This is a genomic window from Tolypothrix sp. PCC 7601 (assembly GCF_025677855.1).
In the GTDB taxonomy this organism is placed as follows: domain Bacteria; phylum Cyanobacteriota; class Cyanobacteriia; order Cyanobacteriales; family Nostocaceae; genus Aulosira; species Aulosira diplosiphon.
In genome coordinates this window covers 562,517-580,452 of sequence record NZ_CP064879.1, presented here as the reverse complement: position 1 = coordinate 580,452, position 17,936 = coordinate 562,517, and the positions used below count along the sequence as shown (strand labels likewise).

The 17,936-nt window shown below is 40.7% G+C and carries 22 protein-coding genes; 15 read left to right on the top strand and 7 right to left on the bottom strand.

Annotated features, from left to right (window positions below):
- Positions 1–215 precede the first annotated feature (215 nt).
- Positions 216–2,219, top strand: coding sequence for a hypothetical protein (locus HG267_RS02235; RefSeq protein ID WP_052335213.1), 2,004 nt, complete (start codon positions 216–218; stop codon positions 2,217–2,219).
- Positions 2,220–2,412: 193 nt separating this feature from the next.
- Here HG267_RS02235 and HG267_RS02230 read toward each other — a convergent pair whose 3' ends face one another.
- The gene (locus HG267_RS02230) at positions 2,413–2,799 is read right to left on the bottom strand and encodes a type II toxin-antitoxin system VapC family toxin (protein ID WP_045870897.1); all 387 of its coding nucleotides are present in this window, start codon (positions 2,797–2,799) and stop codon (positions 2,413–2,415) included.
- Positions 2,799–3,080, bottom strand: coding sequence for a hypothetical protein (locus HG267_RS02225; protein ID WP_045870898.1), 282 nt, complete (start codon positions 3,078–3,080; stop codon positions 2,799–2,801). Before HG267_RS02225 ends, HG267_RS02230 begins: the two co-directional genes overlap by 1 nt.
- 258 nt (positions 3,081–3,338) lie before the next feature.
- Between HG267_RS02225 and HG267_RS02220 the strand changes: the two genes are divergently transcribed.
- Positions 3,339–4,139 (top strand): creatininase family protein, encoded by an 801-nt coding sequence (locus HG267_RS02220; protein ID WP_045870899.1) that lies wholly within the window; start codon positions 3,339–3,341, stop codon positions 4,137–4,139.
- Between the two features lie 129 nt (positions 4,140–4,268).
- Here HG267_RS02220 and HG267_RS02215 read toward each other — a convergent pair whose 3' ends face one another.
- On the bottom strand, positions 4,269–4,622 hold the full coding sequence (locus tag HG267_RS02215; protein ID WP_045870900.1) for an ArsR/SmtB family transcription factor: 354 nt from the start codon (positions 4,620–4,622) through the stop codon (positions 4,269–4,271).
- Between the two features lie 83 nt (positions 4,623–4,705).
- On the opposite strand from HG267_RS02215, the gene trxA reads away from it, so the two are divergent.
- The 4 genes from trxA (at position 4,706) to HG267_RS02195 (ending at position 8,272) form a co-directional block, all read left to right on the top strand.
- Positions 4,706–5,032, top strand: coding sequence for a thioredoxin (gene trxA / locus HG267_RS02210; RefSeq protein WP_045870901.1), 327 nt, complete (start codon positions 4,706–4,708; stop codon positions 5,030–5,032).
- Between the two features lie 259 nt (positions 5,033–5,291).
- On the top strand, positions 5,292–6,587 hold the full coding sequence (locus tag HG267_RS02205) for an MFS transporter (RefSeq protein ID WP_045870902.1): 1,296 nt from the start codon (positions 5,292–5,294) through the stop codon (positions 6,585–6,587).
- An 85-nt stretch (positions 6,588–6,672) separates the two neighbouring features.
- A complete protein-coding gene (locus HG267_RS02200; RefSeq protein ID WP_045870903.1) occupies positions 6,673–7,362 on the top strand; it encodes an SDR family NAD(P)-dependent oxidoreductase in 690 nt (229 codons plus the stop codon).
- Positions 7,363–7,573: 211 nt separating this feature from the next.
- The gene (locus HG267_RS02195; protein WP_045870905.1) at positions 7,574–8,272 is read left to right on the top strand and encodes a glutathione binding-like protein; all 699 of its coding nucleotides are present in this window, start codon (positions 7,574–7,576) and stop codon (positions 8,270–8,272) included.
- A 203-nt stretch (positions 8,273–8,475) separates the two neighbouring features.
- On the opposite strand, the gene HG267_RS02190 is transcribed toward HG267_RS02195, so the two are convergent.
- The gene (locus tag HG267_RS02190) at positions 8,476–9,294 is read right to left on the bottom strand and encodes a MinD/ParA family protein (RefSeq protein WP_045870906.1); all 819 of its coding nucleotides are present in this window, start codon (positions 9,292–9,294) and stop codon (positions 8,476–8,478) included.
- A gap of 78 nt (positions 9,295–9,372) precedes the next feature.
- Complete coding sequence (locus HG267_RS02185; protein WP_228045791.1) at positions 9,373–10,452, bottom strand: DUF3365 domain-containing protein; 1,080 nt, start codon at positions 10,450–10,452, stop codon at positions 9,373–9,375.
- A 389-nt stretch (positions 10,453–10,841) separates the two neighbouring features.
- Here HG267_RS02185 and HG267_RS02180 point away from each other — a divergent pair, with 389 nt between their 5' ends.
- The 6 genes from HG267_RS02180 (at position 10,842) to HG267_RS02155 (ending at position 13,066) form a co-directional block, all read left to right on the top strand.
- Positions 10,842–11,099, top strand: coding sequence for a CTB family bacteriocin (locus tag HG267_RS02180; RefSeq protein WP_045870907.1), 258 nt, complete (start codon positions 10,842–10,844; stop codon positions 11,097–11,099).
- A 106-nt stretch (positions 11,100–11,205) separates the two neighbouring features.
- Complete coding sequence (locus tag HG267_RS02175) at positions 11,206–11,463, top strand: CTB family bacteriocin (protein WP_045870908.1); 258 nt, start codon at positions 11,206–11,208, stop codon at positions 11,461–11,463.
- Between the two features lie 106 nt (positions 11,464–11,569).
- Complete coding sequence (locus HG267_RS02170; protein WP_096621611.1) at positions 11,570–11,827, top strand: CTB family bacteriocin; 258 nt, start codon at positions 11,570–11,572, stop codon at positions 11,825–11,827.
- A gap of 106 nt (positions 11,828–11,933) precedes the next feature.
- Positions 11,934–12,191, top strand: coding sequence for a CTB family bacteriocin (locus HG267_RS02165; protein ID WP_045870910.1), 258 nt, complete (start codon positions 11,934–11,936; stop codon positions 12,189–12,191).
- Between the two features lie 106 nt (positions 12,192–12,297).
- Positions 12,298–12,555, top strand: coding sequence for a CTB family bacteriocin (locus tag HG267_RS02160; RefSeq protein WP_045870911.1), 258 nt, complete (start codon positions 12,298–12,300; stop codon positions 12,553–12,555).
- Positions 12,556–12,820: 265 nt separating this feature from the next.
- Positions 12,821–13,066: a hypothetical protein gene (locus HG267_RS02155; RefSeq protein WP_045870912.1), complete on the top strand. Its 246-nt coding sequence runs from the start codon at positions 12,821–12,823 to the stop codon at positions 13,064–13,066.
- Between the two features lie 376 nt (positions 13,067–13,442).
- Here the strand turns inward: HG267_RS02155 and cobW are convergent, their stop codons facing one another.
- On the bottom strand, positions 13,443–14,483 hold the full coding sequence (gene cobW / locus HG267_RS02150) for a cobalamin biosynthesis protein CobW (protein WP_045870913.1): 1,041 nt from the start codon (positions 14,481–14,483) through the stop codon (positions 13,443–13,445).
- An 88-nt stretch (positions 14,484–14,571) separates the two neighbouring features.
- Between cobW and HG267_RS02145 the strand changes: the two genes are divergently transcribed.
- Complete coding sequence (locus tag HG267_RS02145) at positions 14,572–14,697, top strand: hypothetical protein (RefSeq protein WP_263420023.1); 126 nt, start codon at positions 14,572–14,574, stop codon at positions 14,695–14,697.
- Positions 14,698–14,915: 218 nt separating this feature from the next.
- Here the strand turns inward: HG267_RS02145 and HG267_RS02140 are convergent, their stop codons facing one another.
- Positions 14,916–15,632 carry a heme oxygenase (biliverdin-producing) gene (locus tag HG267_RS02140; protein WP_045870915.1) on the bottom strand — a complete coding sequence of 239 codons (717 nt, stop codon included), beginning with the start codon at positions 15,630–15,632 and terminating at the stop codon, positions 14,916–14,918.
- A gap of 603 nt (positions 15,633–16,235) precedes the next feature.
- Here HG267_RS02140 and HG267_RS02135 point away from each other — a divergent pair.
- Together HG267_RS02135 and glmM are read left to right on the top strand one after the other, a co-directional pair.
- Positions 16,236–16,394 carry a hypothetical protein gene (locus tag HG267_RS02135; RefSeq protein WP_210403099.1) on the top strand — a complete coding sequence of 53 codons (159 nt, stop codon included), beginning with the start codon at positions 16,236–16,238 and terminating at the stop codon, positions 16,392–16,394.
- Between the two features lie 41 nt (positions 16,395–16,435).
- Positions 16,436–17,893: a phosphoglucosamine mutase gene (gene glmM, locus HG267_RS02130; RefSeq protein WP_045870916.1), complete on the top strand. Its 1,458-nt coding sequence runs from the start codon at positions 16,436–16,438 to the stop codon at positions 17,891–17,893.
- Positions 17,894–17,936: the final 43 nt, after the last annotated feature.

Below are 17,936 nucleotides of genomic sequence, written 5' to 3'. Positions count from 1 at the left end.
ATTCATCTCCAATTACTGAGATAAAAAATTCAGATAATAAAATAACTAACGCTCAATTTGATACTCCCAGCATTATAGGTGAACCAGAGTTTACCCAAGTTAAAGATTTAGATCCTAAATCAACTGCTATTCAAAGTTGTTCACCCAGAATTATTGCAGAACCAGAATTTACTAAAGTTGCAGATTTAGAATCTCATCATCATCTATCTTGCAATTTGAAGAAGCTAGAGGAAAGCCAAGCCAATAATTTAGTAAATAATTCGGCTATTGCACAGAATATACCACCATCTTCTGATTCCCTACAAAAAGATTCAGAATATATTAAGCCTCCTCGGATAATACCTAACAATAAAATTAATACTTTTTTAACCACAATGCCATTTAATGGCAGAAGTATCAACCATTTAACTAACGCAGATATTATTTTTAGTAATAGCTTTAGCGCTAATCAAAATACTGTATTTGATGTTAACGCTATCTTCAATATAAATAGTCAAATAGAACAAAGCTTAAGCAAAAAAAATATTTTTACCCTAAGGCAAACAGGTAGCTATATACAACTACAAACTGTAAACACCAAAAAAGATGTTACAGTTACTTTTACAGAACCAAGAACTTTATTAGGTACAGAAATTCAATTAAGCTTGACTGGAACTTGTGTTTTTCCTGGTAGTAATCCAGATAATCAATGTACATTCACCCCTGGACTGGTCACAAATCGCAATGCAATAGATCCAGACACTTTACTACCAACAGCAGTTTTTCTACCTTCTCAATTAGCAGATGTAGTTACACCAGAATCACTAGCAGCAATTCAACAACCAGGGTTTCAACAAGGATTTAATGGTCAAGAAGTCGGTGTGAATGTATTTTTTCCTAATTCTGGTTATACATTTGGTAATCTCCAATCGGATAAGGTAACTATTAAAAGAATTGAAAATTATGAAAATACGCCTGTAGGAATTTATTCTACAGTCAATCAAGTTGTTAAAGCCAATGCTCAAGAAGCTGTGATTGGTCGGACAGTTCGCGGTTTAACAGTAATGGCTGATGATGACAATAGATTATTAAATACAGGCGCACAGTTAGCAAGCATATTTTTACCAGATGCGAATCCTAGCTTATCTGCTAGTTCCAGTCCTGCTAATCAAAACATTAATAAAAATCTATTTTTTGCCGCCAATAATGTATGGATACCAACAAACAGCTTTACTTTTTATCATGCAGGTATTGGTAGAGCTAGAACACCAAAACCTCGAGAGCAAACACCAGCTTCTACTTTTAATAGTATCTGGATTGGCTCTTCACCAATATCTAAATATACTAGCTATAGTAAGTCTCGTTATGAAATTTTGGCTCCTCGTAGAGTAGTTAGTGCAGCAGGTTCAGAAGGCGGCGCAGGTTCTAATGTCAGCCTTTTATCATTAGTTAATGACCAAAGTTTTTCTACAGCCACTTTAAAAGATTATTATGCTCAAATATATTTAACTATCTATAATCAAGATGTTGATTATCTTAGTGTTAATACATTAACAGAAGAAAAAATATATTATCCCCATATTAGCTTTAGCGGTAATATTACAGGGAATGAAAATATTTGGCGTTACTATGTTGGAATTATTGGTGCTGATGATCTAAAAGCTTATATCGGCACAGATTTTACCAGGAACACATTGGATGGATGGACTTTTTCTGCTGGTGCGATCGCCTACGCTAATCCTGATAATGAATATTATAGTCAAGTACAAGGTAGCATTAGCAAAAGTATTAACTTAAATTCTCGTACTAATCTGCTACTATCTGCATCTATGAATTATGCCTTAGATGGCGAAACACCAGTTGGTAATATTGTCATTAATTCAATTAAGAATTCATTGGTTGTTAGTGCTAGAGCTAATATAGGTAATATTTCTCTAGGGTTAACAAATAATTTTGGTAATATACTACCCAATTCTTCGCAAACTAGTTTGACAACAGATTTAACAGTTACATTGAACCAAAACTTTCAATTTTCTGCCTACTACACACCTATTAACGAAAATTATACTCGTTCTGTTTATGGAGCTAGCGCGCTCTTAAGAATAGGTGATAACAATAAATTTTCTATTCTCAGTCTCTCCTGGACTAATAATGAATTTATCTTTGGCAAAGATGCTGACGGCAATCAACTCAGCGATAGTAATAATACATTTTTCATCTTATTAAGAAGTAATTTGTAATAGTGGAGATATAACCCCGGCTTATTGCAGAATTAGAAATACTATCTGCTCATGAAATACCGTTAATATAAAATTAACATTGAAAAAATTTGTAAAAATTCATAGGAAATAAATTCAAACCCTAAATAAAATTGGTGCAGCCTTATGAACTAAAGTCATTATTGGTCGAATCTGCAATAAATCATCATCTGAACTACCCAAAATCGCCATTATATAATGGCACATCATAAAATTTAAACTTTTGGTCTACTGTTATTATCGTTAAACCTTCTACCAAAGCCTGAGCAATTAACATCCTATCAAAAGGATCTCTATGATGCATTGGCAAATCAGCTACCTTGATTCCATGTACTAATGTCATAGACAAAACTTCAAACCGACTAAAGCGCAAAGCCTCCTCCAAATTACTAGGAACAATTAACTTTCCTAAAGATTGTTTAATCGAAATCTCCCAAGCACTAATTGCACTGACAAAAATTAAATTCTTAGGATTAGTAATTACCTCTCGTACCTGATTGGAAAGCTTAGAATCATTTTCTAAAAACCATAACAAAATATGAGTATCTAACAGAAAACTCATTACTCATCCCCATAGAAAGTAGCAATCACCTCTTCTGAAGTCTCATCAAAATCATCAGCAATCTTAACTTTACCCTGCCAAAAACCTGCAACCCTTGGCTCTAAGGCATCATTTAAACCAACCTTAGCAACCGTAGGTTTTTCTTCTGAAGATAAAGGCAAAACTTTTGCCAAAGGGACACCTTGATGAGTTAGCGTAACTTCAACATGATTTTGGATATCTGATAATAAATCAGCCAAATTATCAGATAAATAAGCAATATCAAAAGTTTTTGCTGACATTCTTGCTTATGTCCTACTAAATTACAAGCATTATAGCTAACGAAATCTGCCATCAATCAATATTTGGTCAAAGCTTTGCGAAAACCACCTTCTCCTCTGGTTTTAGGCACTTTTCGCGAACACCTTGATAAATGTGCAATTACCTTAACATCTCATGAATGAAGGAAGATGAGGAAGCACGGGAGAAATAACAAACACCAAATGCCAAACCCTAAATACCCATTCCCGTTAATATAAAATTGACGCGATAGTAGTAAAATGCATAGTTTTATTCCCCCAGAACGGTTTTTTCCCTACCTCAGTTGGACTGACATTGAGGCGATGTCAGATAAGGAAAATGTGGTAATTATTCAACCAGTAGGGGCTATTGAACAACATGGCCCTCATCTACCGTTAATTGTCGATGCGGCGATTGGTATGGGGGTGCTGGGAAAGGCGCTAACAAAGCTTGACTCTAGTATTCCTGCTTATGCTTTACCTAGTCTTTATTACGGTAAATCTAATGAACACTGGCACTTTCCGGGGACAATTACCCTGAGTACGGAAACCCTGACAGCTACAATTATGGAATTAGGCGACAGTATTTACCGTGCTGGGTTTAGAAAATTAGTGTTGATGAACTCCCACGGGGGACAGCCGCAGGTGATGCAAATGGCTGCGCGGGATTTACACGTGAAGTATGGAGACTTGGCTGTATTTCCGTTATTTACTTGGCGTGTGCCTCATATTACTAAAGAATTACTGACTCCGAAGGAAGCCGCGCAAGGTATGCACGCCGGAGATGCTGAAACTAGCCTGATGTTGGCACTTTTACCAGAACAGGTGAAGCTAGACAAAGCCGTTGCTGAGTATCCACCAGCACAGCCAAAAGATAGTTTGCTCAGTTGGGAAGGGAAGCTACCTGTGGCTTGGGTAACGAAAGATATCAGTAAAAGTGGTGTGATTGGTGATGCGACAACAGCAACTAAAGAAAAAGGCGATCGCATTCTCGAATCTGTTTCTGATGGTTGGGTGCAAGTTATTCGCGAAATTTATCACTTTCGTCCACCCCAGAGTTAAGGGATTGGCGACTGGGGACTGGGGACTGGGGACTGGGGATTAGGGGACAAGGGGACTAAGAGAAAATCACAATTGACTTTTGACTTTTGACTTTTGACTTTTGACTTTTGACTTTTGACTTTTGACTTCCTAGGAGACTTTTGAGGCTGTTTGTTTATTAGCTGAGGCGCAAATATTTAATGGTTGCGCCGATCGCAATACTGCATCTAGCAATCCCGGAAACAACGCTTCTAAATCCTCACGCCGCAACCTGTTGATGTGCTGGGTTCCTTCTTTATGAGTTAATACAACTCCCGACTCCCGTAAAATTTTGAAGTGATTTGACATTGTCGATTTGGCGATCGCAAAATCAAACCCCGCACAGCATTGCTGTCCCTGCGTTGCTAACAAGCGCACAATCTCTAGCCGCACTGGATCGCCCAAGGCATATAACACTCCCGCTAACGAAATATCTTTTCGATCTGGATGATACAAAAATCTCATTGTTGCACTATCTCATAAAATGACATATATTTTACTTATTCGATAATATCGAACAATAGAATTAAATACAGGAGGACAATTTTATGTCATCCATTACGAATGTCACGGAAGCTACCTTTAAGCAAGAAGTCCTAGAAAGCCAAGTTCCGGTATTAGTTGACTTTTGGGCACCTTGGTGCGGGCCTTGCAGAATGGTTGCTCCCGTTGTAGACGAGTTAGCTACCGAATACGACGGACAGGTGAAAGTGGTGAAACTGAACACAGATCAAAATCCCACCGTTGCCAGCCATTACGGAATTCGTAGTATACCTACACTCATGGTATTCAAGGCAGGCCGACAAGTCGATACGGTCGTGGGTGCCGTGCCTAAAACCACTTTAACCAAGACTCTATCACAGCATATTTCCTAAAGTTAACTGCCTAGGGTGAGCTGTTTATATACCCATAAAGGCTAACTGTAGGGTATGGGGCATTGGGCATTGGGCATTGGGCATGGGTAATAGGTAATAGTAATTTCTCCTTGTCGCCTAGTCCCCAATCACCAGTCCCCAATCACCAGTCCCCACCAGTCCCCAATCCCCATTACCCCTTATCCCCAGAGGGGGCCCCGAGTTCCCCAATCCCCATTACCCCTTATCCCCAGAGGGGGCCCCGAGTTCCCCAATCACCATGTCTTTAATCTCATACTTAGCGCGTCGTTCGGTGCACTATGGCTGGTTTGTTGCGGGTTTAACATTTTTAGCTTTGTTAGTAGCCGCAGGAATTCGTTCTGCACCAGGAGTTTTGATCGTACCTTTGGAGCAGGAATTTGGCTGGAGTAGAGCTACTATATCTTTGGCAATTTCCCTCAACTTAGTACTCTATGGACTGATTGGCCCTTTTGCTGCCACATTCATGGAGCGTATAGGGGTTCGCCGGACAATGGTATTGGCACTAACTGCGATCGCAATTGGTGTTGGCTTAACCACTTTCATGTCAACTTCTTGGCAATTAGTTTTGCTGTGGGGAATTATTGTTGGTAGTGGTAGCGGTGCGATCGCATTAGTCTTGGGTGCTGTTGTTGTCAATCGCTGGTTTTCGGAACGGCGGGGTTTGGTTTTGGGAGTTCTCACAGCCAGCACAGCCACCGGACAACTAATATTTTTACCAATTTTAGCCTCTTTAATAGAGCGTTTTGGGTGGCGAGCTGCATCTGTTAGCCTAGCTGGGATTGCGCTTGTAATTACACCTGCGATCGCCTTATTCATGCGCGATCGCCCGGCGGAAATTGGTTTGCGGCCTTTTGGCGATCGCAGCAATACAGAGGAAGTCCTACCACCAAAAGTTAATTCTATTGCTTCCACTCTCCGCAAACTCTGGCAAGGTGCAAAATCACTCGACTTTTGGCTGTTATTTGGTAGTTTTTTTATCTGTGGTGCTAGCACCAATGGACTCATTGGCACCCATTTAATACCAGCTTGTATTGATCATGGTATCCCTGAAGTTAAAGCTGCGGGACTACTGGCGATTATGGGGATTTTTGACTTTTGCGGGACAACTATCTCCGGTTGGTGGTCTGATAAATATAATAATCGCTACTTACTTTGCTGGTACTACGGTTTACGTGGTCTATCTCTAATTTTCCTGCCATTTAGTTTTAACTTTTCATTCTACGGACTGTCAGTATTTGCAGTCTTCTACGGACTCGATTGGATTGCTACTGTTCCCCCAACTGTGCGTCTTGTCAGCAATATCTTTGGCAAAGAGAATGTCGGTGTGATGTTCGGTTGGATTGTAGCGGGACATCAACTCGGTGCAGCTACAGCCGCCTTTGGTGCTGGAATGCTCAGAACTTTATTAGGGAGCTATTTTCACGCTTTTATTTTGTCAGGGGTTCTCTGTTTAATAGCCGCAGTTCTAGTACTGCGAATTGGACAACATCCTACTAAAAATAATTCAGTGTTGCTGATGGAAAATATAAATTAGGTTCACGCTCAAGGCTGAACTTCTAGTTACATTCAGCAACGCCAATTCACAACTATCAGTGCATTATTAAAGGAGAATTGCACCTATGGCAAATACAGCTTTGATAGTCGGTGCTGGTAGTGGGCTGAGTGCCTCGATCGCTCGTTTATTGGCTAAAGAAGGCTACCAAATAGCTTTAGCAGCTCGTCGCATTGAGAAACTTACACAGCTTACTAGTGAAATTGCAGCCGTCAGCTTTGCTGCTGATGCATCAAAACCAGAGGAAGTAAATCAGTTATTTATCGATGTCGAAAATAAACTGAGTACTCCTACAGTTGTTGTTTACAATCCTAGCTTTCGAGTTCGCGGGCCGCTGATTGATTTAGATCCTGGCGAAGTTGCCAAAACCCTAGAGGTATCTGCCTATGGTGGCTTTTTAGTAGCCCAAGCTGCCGCTAAAAGAATGTTACAGCAAGGGAGTGGTGCCATCTTCTTTACTGGAGCCTCAGCCAGCATTAAAGGTTACCCACAATCAGCACCCTTTGCAATGGGTAAATTTGCCCTGCGGGGTTTAGCTCAAAGCATCGCCAGAGAACTTGCACCTAAGAATATTCATGTAGCGCATTTTGTGATTGATGGTGCCATCCGTTCCGCAGAACGCTTAGATCCAGCAGACAATCCTGATAGCACCCTCGATCCAGATGCGATCGCGCAAACTTATCTCAACATTCTCAATCAACCCCGTAGCGCCTGGACTTGGGAAGTTGAACTACGCCCTTGGGTTGAGCGTTTTTAAAGATGGGGAATGGAGAATGGGGATTGGGGAACTCGGGGCCCCCTCTGGGGATAAGGGGTAATGGGGATTGGGGACTGGGGACTGGGGACTGGGGACTGGGGAAAATCCCGATTACCAATTACCGATTACCAATTACCAATTACCAATTACCGATTACCAATTACCAATTACCCCATGTCTAATACAAAATACTAAAACAGGGAGAATACTAATGATTGACCTTTATTACTGGACAACTCCTAACGGACATAAAATTACAATTTTCTTGGAAGAAATTGGACTACCTTATAACATTATTCCTGTAAATATTGGCGCAGGTGACCAATTTAAACCGGAGTTTTTACAAATTTCACCTAATAATCGGATTCCAGCAATTGTTGACCATGAACCTACAAATGGCGGCGCACCGATTTCTGTTTTTGAATCTGGTGCAATTCTGTTGTATTTAGCAGAAAAAACCGGAAAATTAATCCCCCAAGATGTGCGGCAACGAGTTGAAGTTCTGCAATGGTTATTCTGGCAAATGGGCGGTTTAGGGCCTATGGCTGGACAGAACCACCACTTCAGCCAATACGCACCAGAAAAGATTGACTATGCAATTAATCGCTATGTCAAAGAAACTGGACGTTTGTATGCAGTGCTTGATAAACGATTAGCTGATAGAGAATTTGTAGCAGGCGATTATTCCATAGCTGATATTGCAGCTTATCCTTGGATTGTGCCTTATGAACGCCAAAATCAAAAGTTAGAAGATTTTCCCAATTTACAGCGTTGGTTTGAGGCAATTAAGGCACGCCCAGCCACAATTCGCGCTTATGAAAAAGCAGAAGCATTTAAAAATCAAGCACTAGATGTTGAGAAGTCGCGGGAGTTGTTATTTAATCAATCGTCGCAAACAATTCAGCGCTAAAAATTCTGGCTCGTAGCGGATTGGAAACACCTGGTGTAGACAAGATACAGCAGATTGCAAGTTGGTGAAATACAGATAATTGTCAGGGCAAGGCACTGCCTTGCCCTCTAGAATTTATTGATGTGTCGCAAACATTATTTGAATTGGTATTATTTGTCCTTCAACAATTTTCAATCTGCTGTCTTTTTTACCCAAACCCTTACCTATTTTCTATTTCGGGTGAATATATTATTATTTGTAGGTTGATTATTTTCAATTAAACTTTGAGCAATGACAGTGATAGTTTTTGTCCAAGGATGCTCTGGATAACGCATAGAGAAAATATCACTGCTAGCCAAATGAAACATTTCCTCACACACAGGTAAAATCCCAGCGACAGGAACTTTATAAATATCTTGAACTTGTTGTTTTAAAGATGGAGTATTTAAGCTAGGTAATACTTTATTCATTACTAATAGCATTTTAGGAACTTCTAATTTACGTGCTACATCAATGGTTACTGCTGTTCCTTGATAGTCTTGTTTATCGGGACGTAAAATTACTAGCAATATATCTGAAATAATCACCGAAAGTAGAGTTTCTTCGTTAATGCCAGGATGAGTATCAATAAATAGATAATCTAACTGTAAACGCTGCATGAGTTGGCGAAATCCATCGTTGAGTAAACGCGCATCATATCCTTCACGCAGAATTCGAGAGATTTCTCCAGTTTTAATGCTGGATGGAATTAGATAAATTTTGCCGCGATTATTGGTAAACCAACCTTTGCGTGTTGTAAATACAGAACTGACATCATAAGTAGCAGCTTCAATTGCACAACGTCCCCATAAATAATCGTTGAGTGTATATTTGATTTTAGTTTCATCTAAACCAAAGGGGACGTGAATCCCAGGTGATTGAATATCTGTGTCTACGATTCCTACTCGCGCACCCCCACGCGCCAATACAGTTGCGAGGTTTGCAGTTACGTTAGATTTACCTGTACCACCACGAAATGAGTGAATAGAAATAATTTTTGCCATTTTTTCGACTCCGATATTTAGTAATAAGAATTATCTTTGATGCTGTAGATTACAGTTCTCACCTGTGTGGGTTAGGGCTTATTCTTCGGGATTTCCATATTGATTGCGAATCTCTTTTGCTGTTTGTTGCAATTTTTGGAAATAATCGCTCTCAGCAATTTCCTGAACTTCATTTATCCGTTTAGTGTTATCGATTTCTACACGCAATTGCTGTAACTGTGCGGATAATTGTTGTTCGCGATCGCAAACTTCGCGTACCATCTTCTGAAATACCCTTCCCAGTTGCCCTAGTTCGTCGGTACGTTGGGCAATTTCGGTGAGTCCTTGGCGTTCTAAATCTCGGACTTCAGTGGCGCTAACGGTTTCGCGGCTAATTGTTTGGGCAAGTTGAGCCATTGGTTTTAAAGGTTGAATTACTCTCCACTTAAGTAAGTAGTTAATGGACACTATGACTAATGCAAAAATGCCAATGAATATGCTGATAAACAGGAAAAGTGCTTTGCGGGCGTTACCGAAGACTTCGCTAGCTGGAATATAAATAATCTGAGTACCAATAATTTGATTTAGCTTCCAGCCGTAACCGTTTTGAGTACCGTAGCGTTCGACGTGGCTTTTGGGTGCTTGCTCTGGGCTACCATGACACTTGAGACAGCTAGAACTGTTAACCACCAATGGTTGAGCCGTGTAAAATAACTGTTCTCCAGCTTGGGAGCGTAAATCCGACAGACTTTTTAAAGTGCGATCGCTCTCAAACCGCTCAATTAATTTTGCCTCAAAGCGGTCAGCTTGGTCATTAAGATTCGTAGGATTCAGCGTCGCCTGTTTGTAAATCAAATCCTTATACTGCCAATTGGCTTTGAGATTATCAAAGACTCGTTTAGCGGCGATGCTGGGTACAGTTTCGGGGATAAATTCATTTTGCGGATCGGTAATTTGAGTAATTAGCGGCGCAATATCATTACTAGTGTAACTTCTGACCGAGTTGACTATCTGTATTGCCATCTGTCCGCGTGCGTTCATCTCTCCTAAAGCTTTTTGTTCCAGTGCTTTAGATAACGCAAATCCACCCAGCCCAATTCCCGCAATAAAAATGAGCGTGAGTAGCAGCGTAAATTGAGATGCAAGTTTAAAACGTCCCAGCATTTTCGCAAATTCCATCAACGGTCTCTCTTATTCATATATCTGAGAACCATTCACTCGATCAGATTTTCCAGCATTCTGCAACAAGTCTTTATTCGCACTGGGGTAAAGGGAAAAGGTGTTGAGCCGCTTTCCGCCTAGTGGGAACGCAACCATGAGAGCAGTTGCTTCACCACTTCCCTCATCTTTCGATATCCAACTTTAGTTGGAGACAGTTTGATTGAGATCCATCTTTTTGCAATCCGAACTTTCTTCCGATTACGTTCCTTGGCTAAATTCCCTACTATGAACACATGAAGCGAAACGAAAAGCGCAGCGAAAACAAACCAAGATAAAACAAATTATAACCTGGTTAAAGCAAGCTGCTAAATCTTAAAACATTACACAATTAACAAGGAAGAAAAATTATGTCTAACGAAATCAAAAACATCGCTGCTATTGAACTTTCTGAAGATGAATTAGATAACGTTGCTGGTGGTGTTGGTGAATTTGTTCTCAGTGGTGGTCAAAATCTAGGACTATTTACTGGTGCTAGCTTCCAACAAAAAAATCTCACAGTTGCTCAACAAACAATCGCAGGCCCTGGCGGTGCTGGTACTACTACCTTAGTTAATGCTCAAGAAATTATCAGCAATTCTGGTCAAATACTAACTGTTGGTAATTAATTCTCATCATTAACAACCTGGTTAATATCTCATCATTACCAGGTTCTCTCTTCCACATCTAATTTGAAATTACACATTAACTGATTAAATTATAAGGAGTAAAATCATGTCTCACGAAATCAAAAACATCGTTGCTATTGAACTTTCTGAAGATGAATTAGATAACGTTGCTGGTGGTGTTGGTGAATTTGTTCTCAGTGGTGGTCAAAATCTAGGACTATTTACTGGTGCTAGCTTCCAACAAAAAAATCTCACAGTTGCTCAACAAACAATCGCAGGCCCTGGCGGTGCTGGTACTACTACCTTAGTTAATGCTCAAGAAATTATCAGCAATTCTGGTCAAATACTCACTGTTGGTAATTAATTCTCATCATTAACAACCTGGTTAATATCTCATCACTACCAGGTTGTCTCTTCCACATCTAATTTGAAATTACACATTAACTGATTAAATTACAAGGAGTAAAATCATGTCTCACGAAATCAAAAACATCGCTGCTATTGAGCTTTCTGAAGATGAATTAGATAACGTTGCTGGTGGTGTTGGTGAATTTGTTCTCAGTGGTGGTCAAAATCTAGGACTATTTACTGGTGCTAGCTTCCAACAAAAAAATCTCACAGTTGCTCAACAAACAATCGCAGGCCCTGGCGGTGCTGGTACTACTACCTTAGTTAATGCTCAAGAAATTATCAGCAATTCTGGTCAAATACTAACTGTTGGTAATTAATTCTCATCATTAACAACCTGGTTAATATCTCATCATTACCAGGTTCTCTCTTCCACATCTAATTTGAAATTACACATTAACTGATTAAATTACAAGGAGTAAAATCATGTCTCACGAAATCAAAAACATCGTTGCTATTGAACTTTCTGAAGATGAATTAGATAACGTTGCTGGTGGTGTTGGTGAATTTGTTCTCAGTGGTGGTCAAAATCTAGGACTATTCACTGGTGCTAGCTTCCAACAAAAAAATCTCGCAGTTGCTCAACAAACAATTGCAGGCCCTGGCGGTGCTGGTACTACTACCTTAGTTAACGCTCAAGACATTATTAGCAATTCTGGTCAAATACTCACTGTTGGTAATTAATTCTCATCATTAACAACCTGGTTAATATCTCATCACTACCAGGTTCTCTCTTCCACATCTAATTTGAAATCACACATTAACTGATTAAATTACAAGGAGTAAAATCATGTCTCACGAAATCAAAAACATCGCTGCTATTGAACTTTCTGAAGATGAATTAGATAACGTTGCTGGTGGTGTTGGTGAATTTGTTCTCAGTGGTGGTCAAAATCTAGGACTATTTACTGGTGCTAGCTTCCAACAAAAAAATCTCGCAGTTGGTCAACAAACAATTGCAGGCCCTGGCGGTGCTGGTACTACTACCTTAGTTAACGCTCAAGACATTATCAGCAATTCTGGTCAAGGGCTGTTCGTTGGTAACTAATTTATAAAATTAAGTAGTCTGACAGAATTAATTACACAAAGTCATTGCGAATGGAGCGAAGCGGAATGAAGCAATCGCAAGGGCTGGGATTGCTTCTCTTCGAGACGCTACGCGAACGCTTCGCTCGCAATGACTGTAAATATTTTTGTCCAAGTACTTAACAACCTGGTGTAATCGCACTTCAATGTTTCATTAATACCAGGTTCTTGCATCTACCTCAAACTGGAAATTACACATTAACTCATTAAATTATCAGGAGAAAATAATGTCTGCAAAAATCAAAAATATTATTACTATTGAACTTTCTGAAGCTGAATTAGATAACGTTGCTGGTGGAATAGCAACAGTTAGTACTGAAGAAAAAACTTACGATAGCAATCCCGATCCTGGCTTTGTAGCGCAGCCAACAAATCCTCAACCAACATTTCCTAGTTTTCCTAGCTTCCCTAGTTTTCCTTCAATTACGCTAGAGATACCATCAATATCTTTCCCAGGAAATGTTGATCATTGATGCTATCAAGATATATCAGCTTTGATAGGTAACTGAATTACTTTCTGATAACTTATTTATTCTGTATCCTCTCCACACAAATCTACCTCTTGTTGTGATTAACAAAACAGAGGTAGATTTTTTATGTGATAAAACTAATGCGTAGGCGTAGCCCGTCGTAGACATCGCACTTGTCGGTTTGGCGTTCATGTATACTCGACAGGCGATCGCATTGATTTATTGAATTCTCGTTACAATTCCGGTGAAAAGGCTAAATATTTAGTAAATGCACCCTTGACACTCCTTTGCACTGGTTAAATCTACCTTGACTTTTGTCAACGAATAGTATCCAGACATACAATTTTGTCTAAAAAGTCAAGTTTTTTCTTTTACAACATCAAAATGCTACAAGTTGCGATTCGATCTCCGCAGCTTGTAAATTACGACCGATAAAGACTAAGCGGGTTTGCCTAGCCTCTTCTGGTAGCCAAGGGCGATCGTAAAATTTATCAAATCGGTTCCCTACGCCTTGCATAACTAAGCGCATGGGTTTGTTCGGCACAACCACAAAACCTTTAATGCGATAAATTTCTTGTTGGTTTGTCAGTTGTTCTAGCTGTTTTTGCAGTTTTTCGGGGTCAAAGGCCTGGTCTAAAATCACGTGAGTTGAGGTAATATCATCATCGTGATCGTGGTCTTCTTCAGTGTCGTGATGGCTGGGACGGCTATCTAGGTTATCTTCAACAGCAGCTTGGTATCCCAGTAAAATAGATGGGTCGAGTTGAGAGCGATCGCTTTCAACTATCTTTACTACTCTGGGTAACTCTTGTTTGACTAACTCCTCAACCTTAGCTTTGGTATCAGCATCCACCAAGTCAGTTTTCGTCAAAACTACCAAGTCTGCACAAGCTAGCTGGTCTTCAAACAGTTCTTGCAACGGAGTCTCATGTTCAAGACTATCATCTGCCTGCCGTTGGGCCGCGATCGCCTCCGGATCGCTGGCAAATGTCCCCGCTGCTACCGCCGCGCAATCGACGACGGTAATCACTGCATCCACCGTTGCACCAGTGCGAATTTCCTGCCAGCGAAAAGCCTTAATTAGCGGTTTTGGTAAAGCTAAACCAGAAGTTTCGATGACGATACAATCGATGCTATCCCGGCGCTTTAATAACTCTTGCATCGTCGGATAAAACTCTTCCTGCACGGTGCAGCATAAGCAACCGTTCGTCAATTCAAAGATATTACTCCCGCCATCACCATCTTCGGGACAAATTTGGCAAGATTTCAACAATTCGCCATCAATACCCAGTTCGCCAAATTCGTTGACTAACACCGCAATTCTGCGTCCTTGGTTATTTTGTAGCAGGTGGCGAATCAGGCTGGTTTTGCCACTACCTAAGAAGCCTGTGATTACTGTGACAGGAATTTTTGTAGCCATTGTTTAATTAGAATGTTGCCCATTTGCATTTTCCCCGATTGCGGGGGATTGGGGAATGGGGATGAGGGGGATGAGGGGGATGAGGGAGATGAGGGGGATGAGGGGGGATGAGGGAGATGAGGGGGATGAGGGGGATGAGGGGGATGAGGGGGATGAGGGAGATGAGGGAGATGAGGGGGATGAGGAAAAATTTCTATTACCAATTACCCAATGACAAATGACAAATGACAAATGACCAATGACAAGAGGGGCAACTTCTCTGCGATCGCCTAACTTTAATCAGGTGACCCCAGGGAAATTGCCCCTAAAGGTTACGAACATTTAATTTTTATGCCAATTCTCCAAAATTCAGCAACGGATTCAAAATCAGAAACTTTGAGAAAATTTAGTTTTCTTTATTTTGAATTTTGAATTTTGAATTTTGAATTGGTATTACTCGGCGGTAGCAAGTTCGGTGCTGCCACGTGTACGCTTACGGGTGAGGGTGTTGTACAACATGATGCCGATGGCTTTGATTAAATTGCCTTCTAGTTCATTGAACATTTTCATGTTTATGCCAAAAGCAGCGTTAGCTTCATCCACAATGCGATCGGCTGTAGCTTCATCAATGGGCATCTCATCCAAAGCTTGACGATATTTAGCTTTGAATCCCTTTTCATCAGTAATGTCTGCAAATTCGTAGAAGGCGGTACCTTGGCCATCATTCAGGTTCATGGCTGTTTGGGCAATACCTTTAAGAATTTGACCGCCAGATAAATCGCCCAAGTAACGTGTGTAAGAATGGGCAATTAACAATTCTGGTGCGGTTGCAGATACTTCGCGGATGCGCTGTACATAAGCTTCTCCTGCTGAAGATAGTTGTACTTGCTCGCGCCAATTACTACCGTAGTAAAAACTTAAGTCTTGTTCTAAGGTATGCTTGCGGTTGAGTTCGGTAAAATAAATTTTGCTAACAATTGGGTGGTCGCGATGTTTTTCCATCTCCTCTTCCATCGCTGAGTAGACGAAGTAGAAGTTACCAACTAGCTTGCGATACGAGCTTTTTTCTACCACCCCTTTTAAAAAGCACTTGACAAAACCTACGTTTTCTGCCATCGTATGGGCTTTTTTAGTGCCTACACGCAATTTGCTTGCTAAATTGCTACTCATGCTAAATTTCTCTACTTTAAAAGGTCAACTACCAGAGGTCGATTTATGACTGGCTAAAAAAGGCCATTAAAACGTTACATTAGAACCATTTGATGAGAATTTATATTAAAAATTCTTAAGCAACCAGAAGTTTTACTTTTTGCCTAGTTAACAGACTCAGCCTTAGTGAACTTTTGTTTCCACTTGACTAATGCAGAGCTTGCATTGTTTAATTTAGGCTTTAATCGGCTTTTTATCGGCTAAAAAGGCTTTATTAAATGATGAGTGCTAAATAATAGCATTCTTTACCATATCTTTACAGTATACATTAGTTTAACGTGTTAATACTTAGCGATAATAATGAAGTTGATAGTCCAGCTAATTATCAACACTAGTGATGGTTGCAGACACTATTTATCAATTTCAGGCAATAAATCGCTTAGGAAATCTTTATAATTAGCCATGAATATTCATAAGTATTTTTACTGAATAACAGTCTGTTTAAAATCAATTGTCTCCCTTTGAAAGAAGTATATAGTGGGGGCTAGGGATTGGGGACTGGGGAACTCGGGGCCCCCTCTGGGGATAAGGGGTAATGGGGACTGGGGACTGGGGATGAGGGAGATGAGGGGGAAAAGGGAGAAAACCAATTACCAATTACCAATTACCAATTACCAATTACCAATTACCAATTACCAATTACCAATTACCAATTACCCATGCCCAATGCCCAATGCCCTATGCCCAATGCCCCATTCCCCAAAATTGTTTAACAAAGTGTAAAGTGTTATTCTCCTGTGTGAGTGTGTGGAGTTTTAAAAATTATGGTTTCATCTATAACTCGGACTCAAGGCGGCATTCAAAAAGGTTTGACTGCGGCTGAGAATATTGAAAGCAATTCGGAGCGGAATTTAATAGTACTGCCCAAAAATCCTTTATTCGGTACAGATGGGATTCGCGGCAAAGTTGGAGACTTACTGAATGCGCCTTTAGCATTGCAGGTAGGTTTTTGGGCGGGGATTGTGTTGCGTAGTCATGCTGCTAATCCAGGGCCAGTTATTCTGGGACAGGATTCTAGAAACTCCAGCGATATGTTAGCAATGGCTTTGAGTGCTGGGTTAACCGCAGCAGGTGTAGAAGTTTGGCATTTGGGATTATGCCCTACTCCCTGCGTTGCTTATCTTACCAGCATGAGTGATGCCATTGGTGGTGTGATGATTTCTGCCAGTCATAATCCCCCAGAGGATAATGGAATTAAAGTTTTTGGTGGGAATGGTGCCAAGTTACCTCTAGCATTGCAAGCAGAAATTGAGGCGGGACTGCGCGGTAATATGTCAGCGGTGGCGAATGTCAGTCATTGTGGACGGCATTATTCACGTAAAGAGTTAATTGGAGATTATAGCGAGGCTTTAAAACAACCCTTACAGAGTGAGGTGAATCTGCAAGGGATGAAGATAGTTTTAGATTTAGCCTGGGGTGCAGCAGTTGGGTTAGCCCCGGAGGTATTTACAGAAATGGGGGCAGAGGTAATTTGCTTGCATAATCAAGCAGATGGCGATCGCATTAATGTTAATTGTGGTTCTACTCACCTAGAATTTTTGCAAGCCACAGTTCAAGAACACAATGCTGATGTAGGCTTTGCTTTCGATGGTGATGCTGATCGCGTTTTGGCTGTAGATAGTAAAGGTAGACAAGTTAATGGCGATTACATTCTTTACCTTTGGGGTCGCCATCTACAGCAAAAGCAACAATTGCCCGAGAATTTGATTGTTTCTACTGTTATGGCCAATTTAGGCTTTGAGAAAGCTTGGCAACAAATTGGTGGTAAGTTAATTCGCACCGCCGTCGGCGATCAGTATGTGCAAGCCGAAATGCTGCGTCATGGGGGAATGCTAGGTGGCGAACAATCTGGTCATATTTTATGTCGTCATTATGGCATTACTGGTGATGGCTTATTAACAGCCTTACATATAGCAGCCTTAATTAAAGAAGCTGGCATTTCCCTACATGAAATGGTAGACCAAAGCTTCCAAACCTACCCCCAAATATTGCGGAATGTGCGAGTCCTAGATCGCGATCGCCGTTTAGCATGGAAAGATTGCGAACCTTTACAAAAAGCGATCGCCCAAGCCGAAGCAGCAATGGGTGATGCTGGCAGAATTTTAGTCCGTGTTTCTGGCACAGAACCAGTTATCAGGGTTATGGTGGAAGCGGCCAATGCGGAACTGACTAACCATTGGACAAATGAATTGGTATCACAAGTCCAGCAACATCTAGGATAACCAGTGCTGAAGTGCTGAGTTACATAGACTCACAACTCAGCAC

Bases quoted from the DNA above. Each gene is read 5' to 3' on its own strand.
- HG267_RS02230 (WP_045870897.1), bottom strand. From the start codon at position 2,799: ATGAGTTTTCTGTTAGATACTCATATTTTGTTATGGTTTTTAGAAAAT.
- HG267_RS02225 (WP_045870898.1), bottom strand. From the start codon at position 3,080: ATGTCAGCAAAAACTTTTGATATTGCTTATTTATCTGATAATTTGGCT.
- HG267_RS02220 (WP_045870899.1), top strand. From the start codon at position 3,339: ATGCATAGTTTTATTCCCCCAGAACGGTTTTTTCCCTACCTCAGTTGG.
- HG267_RS02215 (WP_045870900.1), bottom strand. From the start codon at position 4,622: ATGAGATTTTTGTATCATCCAGATCGAAAAGATATTTCGTTAGCGGGA.
- trxA (WP_045870901.1), top strand. From the start codon at position 4,706: ATGTCATCCATTACGAATGTCACGGAAGCTACCTTTAAGCAAGAAGTC.
- HG267_RS02205 (WP_045870902.1), top strand. From the start codon at position 5,292: ATGTCTTTAATCTCATACTTAGCGCGTCGTTCGGTGCACTATGGCTGG.
- HG267_RS02200 (WP_045870903.1), top strand. From the start codon at position 6,673: ATGGCAAATACAGCTTTGATAGTCGGTGCTGGTAGTGGGCTGAGTGCC.
- HG267_RS02195 (WP_045870905.1), top strand. From the start codon at position 7,574: ATGATTGACCTTTATTACTGGACAACTCCTAACGGACATAAAATTACA.
- HG267_RS02190 (WP_045870906.1), bottom strand. From the start codon at position 9,294: ATGGCAAAAATTATTTCTATTCACTCATTTCGTGGTGGTACAGGTAAA.
- HG267_RS02185 (WP_228045791.1), bottom strand. From the start codon at position 10,452: ATGGAATTTGCGAAAATGCTGGGACGTTTTAAACTTGCATCTCAATTT.
- HG267_RS02180 (WP_045870907.1), top strand. From the start codon at position 10,842: ATGTCTAACGAAATCAAAAACATCGCTGCTATTGAACTTTCTGAAGAT.
- HG267_RS02175 (WP_045870908.1), top strand. From the start codon at position 11,206: ATGTCTCACGAAATCAAAAACATCGTTGCTATTGAACTTTCTGAAGAT.
- HG267_RS02170 (WP_096621611.1), top strand. From the start codon at position 11,570: ATGTCTCACGAAATCAAAAACATCGCTGCTATTGAGCTTTCTGAAGAT.
- HG267_RS02165 (WP_045870910.1), top strand. From the start codon at position 11,934: ATGTCTCACGAAATCAAAAACATCGTTGCTATTGAACTTTCTGAAGAT.
- HG267_RS02160 (WP_045870911.1), top strand. From the start codon at position 12,298: ATGTCTCACGAAATCAAAAACATCGCTGCTATTGAACTTTCTGAAGAT.
- HG267_RS02155 (WP_045870912.1), top strand. From the start codon at position 12,821: ATGTCTGCAAAAATCAAAAATATTATTACTATTGAACTTTCTGAAGCT.
- cobW (WP_045870913.1), bottom strand. From the start codon at position 14,483: ATGGCTACAAAAATTCCTGTCACAGTAATCACAGGCTTCTTAGGTAGT.
- HG267_RS02145 (WP_263420023.1), top strand. From the start codon at position 14,572: ATGAGGGGGATGAGGGGGGATGAGGGAGATGAGGGGGATGAGGGGGAT.
- HG267_RS02140 (WP_045870915.1), bottom strand. From the start codon at position 15,632: ATGAGTAGCAATTTAGCAAGCAAATTGCGTGTAGGCACTAAAAAAGCC.
- HG267_RS02135 (WP_210403099.1), top strand. From the start codon at position 16,236: ATGAGGGGGAAAAGGGAGAAAACCAATTACCAATTACCAATTACCAAT.
- glmM (WP_045870916.1), top strand. From the start codon at position 16,436: ATGGTTTCATCTATAACTCGGACTCAAGGCGGCATTCAAAAAGGTTTG.